Here is an 8674-nt window from a genome sequence, read left to right on the forward strand (position 1 = left end):
GTACAATCATATACTTAAAGTTGTCAGAGAAGAATGTTTTTGTGAACTTTATTTAACAGAAGAAACAAAATGGATTAATATCCCTGAGAATATTAAAAGCAACATTATCAAAGTTCAAACAAACGATTTCTTAATTTGGCCATATGATGTATATTATTAACCCTCCTCGCTTTCAGTAATTTCAAATAATTCCATGAAAAACTACTTTTTTACATTAATTATCCTTTTGACGTTTAACATTGGAAATGGTCAAATACAGGAAGTTGTAAATGATCAGGTTGAACATGGAAATGGCTTGACAAAAAAACAATCTGATTTGATATTTGAAAAAGTCAAAGCATTTCCAAATAAAGCACAAATTTCAATAGCAATTATTAGTAATGGGAAAGCCAATTATTTTGGCATAATAAAGGAGAACGATTCTGTTTTAACCATAGAAAATTACAATAAGGTATTCGAAATTGGATCTATCACTAAAGTATTTACGACAACGATTCTTGCTGATTTTGTTGTCGAGGGTAAAGTCGGCCTTGACGATGATATCAATGATTTTTTAGATTTCACAATTAAGGACAACGTCAAAATCTCCTTCAAACAACTCGCCACCCATACGTCTGGACTCCCAAGGTTGCCAGAAGGTTTAAGCTCCCCTTCCCTCGATTTGACAAATCCATATAAGGAATATGATGAGGAAGAGTTAAAACTTGATCTCTCAAAAAAGCTTGTTATGATAGCAAATCCAGGTACTAAATCCGAATATTCAAATTTAGGAGTTGGGTTACTTGGTTTCGTTTTAAGCAAAATTGATAATTCAACCTATGGAGACTTGGTTCAAACCAAAATATTTGACAGGTACCGTATGGGCAATTCAACAACAGTTAGACCCAATATAAAGGATCGGCTGATTATAGGCATTAATGATACCGGTCAAGAAGTTTCCAATTGGGACATGTCAATATTAATGGGAGCAGGTGGAATTCTTTCTACCACAGAGGATTTAACCAAGTTTGCCATCGCCCATTTCGACGATAGCAATAAAGTACTTGGCTTGACCAGAACCTCTTTTCACAAAGCAACGGATGACTTTTCTACTGGCTTGGCGTGGGGCATTGTGAAAGTAGAATCGGGAGCCACATGGTATTGGCATAATGGAGGTACCGGAGGATATACATCTTCTATGATAATCGATACTGAAACCGATAACGGGGTTATCATTTTATCCAATATATCTGCCCTGGGCAAATTGGCTAACAAGGTGATGAATTTATGTCCAGAGCTTATGAAGACACTTGAGTAATAGGTGCTGAAGAATAATAAAAGTTCAAAAAAAGGATAACCATTTACAAATGAATAATATTCGAATAGTAACATTAATACAACTCTACGTATAATTGATATATGATCAATGATCATATACAATTGTTAGCTAACATATGAAAAAAGGTTTTTGGACTTTATTATTCGCCTCTGTGCTTTTCAGTTGCAGTTCGAGCAAGAAGAGCATTTCGGACTTTGAGCAAGTGCTCGGAGCACAAAACTCTGTGGATTTGACCAATATCGTTGACTATTTCGAAAATCAGGTTCTGGACAAAAATTTTGACTCCAAAAGTCTTTCAAATAACTATCGTAGTCTCACTCGAGATTGCTTTGAAAAAGGGGCCATAGAATTAATTAAAAATCAAGAATTGGATTTTCAGCAATTCAAAAAAACTCAAGTCTGGAACGAAGTTTTCTCTCAAGTGGACTCCACTTGGATTAATGAAGATGGCGGATTATCAGTGAGATTAGTTTACAATTCGAAAGATGGGGTCCAAAAGAATGGAATGAGAGGACTTCCAAAAAAGTATGTGGATAACCCCGATTCACTAAAAATCGAAGCATTGCAGTGGGAATATTTAAATCACAGAGGGACATATATGAAAGCGCTTGAAAAAGTAAAAGACCACAGTCCATTAATAAATGAGTACTACAACAAAAAATTTATGCTGGGAGATCTGGACAGTAGGCTCTTTTGTGAAATGATTCTAAACCATAACCCTGATTTTAGTCATTATTTGGTCAAACGGATTCTAATAATTGAATTAATCAATAAATACGTTAGCTAACACGGTGTATAATTAATTGCGGGCGGAATTTCCACTTGGAAATTCCTGCAATCAATTATCTTTAGAGTCAGGCGGACATTTTCCGTTGGAAAAGTCCGCAACTAATCATACACATGACCGTTGCCAGTAATTTGAACAAAAAATCGAAAACAACCCTAATGAAAAAAAGCATTTTAACTATCGTTTTTGTGACAATATACACTTCCATGTTTGGTCAATCTAATGACAAGCGTCTAAAGGGACTGGAACAAGAGATTACAAATTGGATAGAAGAATACAATGCTGTTGGTTTATCTATCGCCATAGTGGAAAATGACGAAATTCTTTATAACAAAAGTTTTGGTTATAGAGTTTTAGAAAGTAAAAAGCCAATTACTGAAAATACTGTCTTTCCAATTGCCTCATGCTCTAAGGCGTTTACCGCCACTCTATTAGGTATGTTAGAATCAGAAAATAGAATTTCACTGACTGACAGGCCTTCTGCATATATACCAACTTTGCAGTTTAGTACCACTGAGATGAATGCATCAATTTCAATTTCAGATTTGCTTTCTCACAAAAGCGGTTTGGGAAATGTTAACGGGACTTTGGTTCTTTTTCCTGAAAACAACCGACTTAAAATCATGGAAAAACTAAAATACATAAAACCCGAAGGAAAAGTGAAGGAAAGTAATCTTTACAGCAATCTTGCCTATACTGTTGCAGGTACAATTGTTGAAGAAGTTACAAAAGAGAGTTGGGAAAACAACGTACAAAACAAAATTTTCAAGCCATTGGAAATGACGAGTTCTTTTACCAATTTAGAGAATGCCAAGAAAACGGATAATTATGCTCTAGGTTACGGACTTTATCAAAACGAAATTAAGCAAGTAAATTTTGAAGAGTATCATGACTACAAACCGGCTGGTGGAATTAGAAGTACTTCAAAAGACCTTTCAAATTGGATGTTGGTTTGGTTAAATAATGGCAAGTATAAAAATGCTCAAGTCCTTCCTGAAAACTTCATAAAGAAAGCTAGAAAGTTTCATAATTCTAGAGATGGTGATGATGAACCAACCCTTTTTTTTCAAGGCTATGGATTGGGTTGGAGAGTTGAAACAAGAGATGGTGAATACAGATTGCAACATGGTGGCAATACATCTGGATTTTCTACGCTGGTAGTAACATATCCATTTAGAAAATTTGGAGTCACGGTATTGGTTAATCAAGATGACTCTATATTACCTTACATCATTGCTGATATCGTTCAAAATAGAATGTTAAACAAAAAACAGGTAAACGATTATCCTGTTGTGGTCACGGATATTTATCAACCAAGTGATATGATTGAATCAATTAGTAACGAAAAACCACCTTCAAAATCATTAGCATCATATGTTGGTGAATATGAAAATAGAGGGTATGGAAATATTAAAGTAGTATTAGAGAATGGTAAACTTTATGCTATCTACCCTACATATAAATTTTTCTTGGAACACTTACACTACGATATATTCGTGATGAAACCATCGAAAGACGTTTCAGATATTTTTAATCCAGAATTTGCAATAAATTTTAAAATGAATGAAAGTGGAGAAATATCATATTTTACAATGAATCTTCAAACCGAACCAGTAGAATTTGTAAAAAAACAATGAATAAACCACTGGCAACAACATGTATAAGTAATAGCGGTTAAAGTGATAAGACGAAAGTATAAACATAAAACAAAGGTCAGTCCAATACCAAAAGGGTTGGTGAGTAGTAATTCGCTACTACTCATACACGAGACCGTTGGAGCACATTCAGCTAAAGCCGACTTTTGTTGCTACGTGCCATGCACTCCCGCCCCAAAAGAAATGTCCTCCAACGACCCGCTAAACCAAATTACAGCCCTTAGCTGCCCATCGAGGGAAAACCAAGCACGGGGCAAACAATCCAAACCCCGTGGTGCACCAACAGTGGCTAAAAGTAATTTGGCCCCGAAATTTTTGTTCCCAATACCGCAAAATCGACAAGATACGGCCGACAGGCGGCCTTCTTGGCAGACTGTCGAATGCGAGACCCGGCAACCCAGTCAGGACAGCTTCGCACACGACAGTCGAACGATTTTACTATATTTCCACAAAAATCCCGGAACTACGTTTAGCGGGTCGTTGAAAGTTCAAATAAAGGATTATCAAATACATCGATTATATTCCCATATGCAGGTATATAGATGTATTTTACATCCATATAAACAAGTTGGTAATAATTTCAATTTAGTCTAACACTACTATAAATATAATTGAAATAGAAAAAATATGATATTGAATTCAATAGTTTATATGCATATATTGAACTAGAATATTTTTGAAAGATTATGACAATAGATGTATATGATTTTTTCAAAAAACATCCCAAATTCAATAAGCATATTGGAAATGACTTTCTTTTGGTGGAATATAAATGTCCATTAAATGTTGAAAAATTTCAACTATGGACTAAATCTCACTTAATCACATACGTTATTAGCGGTCGTAAAGATTGGATAACTCCTAAACAAACCTATGGTCTTACTGCAGGGGATACACTATTTGTTAAAAAAGGGGTGTATGCTACAAAGCAATATCTTGAAGAAGACTATTGCGTTATGCTCTTTTTTATGAATGATGAGTTCATCAGAAAATTTACTTTGCAAAATCATTTATCATCAAGAGCTTCTCAAAACAAAGTTACAGAAGATGGCATATTAAAAATTAAGACCAACAGTTCGTTCCAGATTTTAATACAGAGTATTTTACAATATCTGACAATGAATGAAGCTATTCCGGCTGAACTTGTGGAGCTAAAATTCAAAGAATTGATTTACAATATAACCCTTAATAAAAACAATAGCGCATTTAAAAATTTATTGCTCGAGATCTCAAATCAAAAGAAGGCTAGTATTGAAAATATTATGAATGCTAACTTTCAATATGATCTTCCAATCGAAGCTTTTGCAAAACTATCGGGGCGAAGTCTTTCAAGTTTTAAGAGAGATTTCAAAAAGTGTTTTGAAACCTCACCATCAAAGTGGCTCATTAATAGAAGACTTACTTACAGTAAAATGCTACTCATTAACACCCAATTGAACATCAATGAAATTTGTTATGATAGTGGATTTAAGAATACATCTCATTTTATTCGAGCCTTTAAAGAAAAATACAAGTTGCCCCCAAATCAGTTTAAGAAACTAAATGTTAGTTCGTAGGTTACTTTTGAGCTTTAGAGAATATTTTTAGGACAGCTCAGCAAATTTGTAGTCGCTTATTTAATTGAATTTTGAGTCATTATTAATTCAACTAAATATTATGAAACAACTATTCATGTTAGTCTACTCAATTATCTGTTATTGTATTGGCTTTGCTTCTCTATTATTTTGGATTTTATCGATAAGTCATTTGATTCCGGAAATATCAATCGACAGAAATCCTGAAGTCCCATTTTATTACGCGCTTTTAAAAAATCTTGCACTGGTATTACTTTTTGCAGTACCGCATAGCGTAATGGCTAGAAAATCATTTAAAAATTGGATTACTAAAGTTCTTCCAAGACCCGTAGAAAGAAGTACCTATGTACTTCAAGCAGGTATTTTGCTCTTTGTTCTCATATGGAACTGGGAACCAATTGGTGGTAACATATGGACAATTGAAGAAGGAAGTATTCTATTTTATACTATGTACGTTTTATTTTTTTTAGGTTGGGTAATTTTATTTGCAAGTACTTTTCTAATCAATCATTTTGATTTATTTGGTCTACGACAAACCTATTTAGAACTATTAAATAAACCATATACTGAATTAGAATTTAAAGTGGTTTCATTTTATAAATATACAAGGCATCCGTTGTACTTAGGTGGCATTATGGGACTATGGTTTACACCAGTGATGTCAGCAACACATTTAGTATTCGCTGTTCTTTTGACTTTGTATTTCTTCATTGGAGCTCTTTATGAAGAAAAAGATTTAAAGGAAAGTTTTAAATCTAAATATTTAGCATATATGAAGAAAACACCTATGATGATACCTTTTACAAAAAGAAAAACTGATTGATTAAAAAACTATTGCCAACAATGCCTATAGCAAATAGGGCATAAAGTGTTAAATTTAAATGCTTGGGTGTTTGCCAAGTCCGCCAAATCTTTAGGATTTGGCATTTGATATAAAAAAGAAAAATACAAAACAAAAAGCTCCGACTACCAGCGCAGACGGAAACGATGCCAGCACATCAACTCGCCCGCTGCTATCGCAGACGGCGTACCCGCCCTACTTGCCATAGCCGAAGCGTTGAAAGTTCAAATAAACAATAGACCTTAACACATAGCATGAATGATATAAAAAATTACTTTTCAATTAAGGAGAAAGGTAAAGTACATATCATTAGTGATAGGATTCCAATTAATTGGAAAGAGATTGTAATATTACCTACTTCTAGCTTTGTGATTCTTTTTTTCATTATCGGATGGATAGGTGCATTGGTGGTTGGAATATTAAGTGCAGTGTTTTACACGCCATTCAGATTTGCTGCATGGTTTTATTATTCTGAGATTCAAATCGATATTGAGAAGGGAAAAATTTCCTTGTTGAAAAAGATATTGGATAATGCTAGAAGTGAAGAGCTGATTAGTAACAGCATCAACCCGGATAATTTTAGTTTTGTTGAATTGAACAGGAGTGGAAAAACCAAGTATCTCTTGAGATATAGTTCACATAAAGACAATGATTTATTGATATTAAAGAATCTAGAAGACAAAATTTTGGTTGAAGAATATATCTCAAATGAAATACCGAAAGAATTAAAGTTTGAATAAAGGATTATCAAATACATCGATTATATTCCCATATGCAGGTATATAGATGTATTTTACATCCATATAAACAAGTTGGCATTCATATAAGCAAATTAAATAATGACTAATAAAAATAGTGTATTCATAGCTTCAAGTATAGATGGCTATATCGCAGATAAAAATGGCGGAATAGATTGGCTATATTCTATTCCAAATCCGGATAATGACGATATGGGATACGTTAAATTCAACAACGCTATTGATGCACTAGTTATGGGAAGAACGACATTCGAAACCGTACTCGGATTTGATGTTGATTGGCCATATGATAAACCAGTCTTTGTTTTGAGCAATAAGCTAAAAGAAATACCTGAAAGCCATAAAGGAAAAGCATTTTTAATTAAGGGAACTTTAACTGAAATTTTAGACCATATCCATGATAAGGGATTTAACAGATTATACATTGACGGAGGAACCACGATAAGAAATTTTCTAAAAGAAGACTTAATAGATGAAATGATACTTACAACCATTCCAATTTTATTAGGTGGAGGCTCTTCTTTATTCTCTGAACTTCCGAATCAACTAAATTTCGAGCTGATTGGAACAAAAACGTTTCTGAACCAAGTGACACAGAATCATTACAAACGAAAGAAATAAAATACGAAATGCCAACAAGAGCTATAAAATATAGCCAAGGGTGGCTATGATGGAATGTTTTGGCTACATTTCATAGCGAAGACGTTACAAAGTTCAAATAAAGGATTGACCGTTACCAACATCCAAAAATTTATGAGAGAGAGTTTCAAAATATTAAGTCTTGCTATAATCATAGTCTTCATGAATTGTAAGCAGAAGGCAGAAGAAGAGTTTCAGATGACCTACCCAGAAGAAGAATTAGGTGTAATTAAAGCTAGGTATTCAGATGGTAGTATTGCAATTGGCGGTTTTAATAGGGGCTATAGGGTTTATACAGATAAATCCAAGTTTCCATGGAGTTTGACTGTGATAATTAGTCTTAACCCTGAAAATTGCAACCCCAATGGATTACCAAATGAAGAAGAAACTGGGCTCGCCAATCAAATTGAAGATGAACTAGTAGAAGAAATATCCAAAGTTAGTCCTACGCACAATGTGGGACACATTTTTAATGATCAAGAATTGAGCATTTACCTGTACACCAAGGATAAAAGCAAAATTGAAAAATGGTTAAATACTAAGGCTAGAAAAGAAAACTCACTAAGATCTTTTAGGCACGAACTGTTAAAAGATAAAAATTGGAATGTAGTGGAACCGTTTATGGGGAATGAATAAATCTTGGATTGTCTTGTAAAAAAGAATCTTTTAAAGTTCAATAAAACGATTCAATAGTTGGATAGAGATAGAATAATAAAAGTCGAAATCGATAGCCTAGGATGCCTACATATTAGCCCGAATATGAAAAAGTTCACACTCGTATATCGTACTGCAAAACAAGTGCATTGGAATCAAGAAAAACAAACTCTCTATTCACCAAAGCCCACAGATTGGACTTATGTGCATTGGTACAATCATATACTTAAAGTTGTCGAAGAAGAATGTTTTTGTGAACTTTATTTAACAGACGATACAAACTGGATTAATGTGCCAGATAACGTGAAGAGTGAAATCACCAAAGTTCAATAAAACGATAATGCAATTTCTAAAAAATGCTAAAAAAGTTGATAAAATCGCTTTTGTGGTTTTGGTCGCTGTCTTAATTTGTGTAACAATATTTCATCTAATAAAAAACAAGAGTGTG

At 33.8% G+C, this 8674-nt stretch carries 10 protein-coding genes; all 10 read left to right on the forward strand.

The window, feature by feature from the left end; all coding sequences use genetic code 11:
- The first annotated feature begins 193 nt into the window (after positions 1-193).
- The 10 genes from IAG46_RS17445 (at position 194) to IAG46_RS17490 (ending at position 8559) form a co-directional block, all read left to right on the forward strand.
- Positions 194-1297 carry a serine hydrolase gene (locus IAG46_RS17445; protein ID WP_190811681.1) on the forward strand — a complete coding sequence of 368 codons (1104 nt, stop codon included), beginning with the start codon at positions 194-196 and terminating at the stop codon, positions 1295-1297.
- Positions 1298-1433: 136 nt separating this feature from the next.
- Positions 1434-2105, forward strand: coding sequence for a hypothetical protein (locus IAG46_RS17450; protein ID WP_190811682.1), 672 nt, complete (start codon positions 1434-1436; stop codon positions 2103-2105).
- Positions 2106-2263: 158 nt separating this feature from the next.
- Entirely contained in the window at positions 2264-3742 is a 1479-nt protein-coding gene (locus IAG46_RS17455; RefSeq protein WP_190811683.1) for a serine hydrolase, read from the forward strand.
- Positions 3743-3943: 201 nt separating this feature from the next.
- Entirely contained in the window at positions 3944-4354 is a 411-nt protein-coding gene (locus IAG46_RS17460) for a hypothetical protein (protein ID WP_190811684.1), read from the forward strand.
- A 92-nt stretch (positions 4355-4446) separates the two neighbouring features.
- On the forward strand, positions 4447-5316 hold the full coding sequence (locus IAG46_RS17465) for an AraC family transcriptional regulator (RefSeq protein WP_190811685.1): 870 nt from the start codon (positions 4447-4449) through the stop codon (positions 5314-5316).
- 100 nt (positions 5317-5416) lie between these two features.
- Entirely contained in the window at positions 5417-6157 is a 741-nt protein-coding gene (locus IAG46_RS17470; RefSeq protein WP_190811686.1) for an isoprenylcysteine carboxylmethyltransferase family protein, read from the forward strand.
- A 272-nt stretch (positions 6158-6429) separates the two neighbouring features.
- Positions 6430-6915 carry a hypothetical protein gene (locus IAG46_RS17475; RefSeq protein ID WP_190811687.1) on the forward strand — a complete coding sequence of 162 codons (486 nt, stop codon included), beginning with the start codon at positions 6430-6432 and terminating at the stop codon, positions 6913-6915.
- Between the two features lie 99 nt (positions 6916-7014).
- Positions 7015-7554, forward strand: a complete 540-nt coding sequence (locus IAG46_RS17480; protein ID WP_190811688.1) for a dihydrofolate reductase family protein — start codon at positions 7015-7017, stop codon at positions 7552-7554.
- A 180-nt stretch (positions 7555-7734) separates the two neighbouring features.
- Positions 7735-8208, forward strand: coding sequence for a DUF695 domain-containing protein (locus IAG46_RS17485; RefSeq protein WP_190811689.1), 474 nt, complete (start codon positions 7735-7737; stop codon positions 8206-8208).
- Between the two features lie 57 nt (positions 8209-8265).
- Entirely contained in the window at positions 8266-8559 is a 294-nt protein-coding gene (locus IAG46_RS17490; RefSeq protein ID WP_190811690.1) for a hypothetical protein, read from the forward strand.
- The last annotated feature ends 115 nt before the right edge of the window (positions 8560-8674 follow it).

Origin of the sequence: Flagellimonas sp. S3867 (genome assembly GCF_014698935.1) — a bacterium.
Lineage (GTDB): Bacteria > Bacteroidota > Bacteroidia > Flavobacteriales > Flavobacteriaceae > Flagellimonas.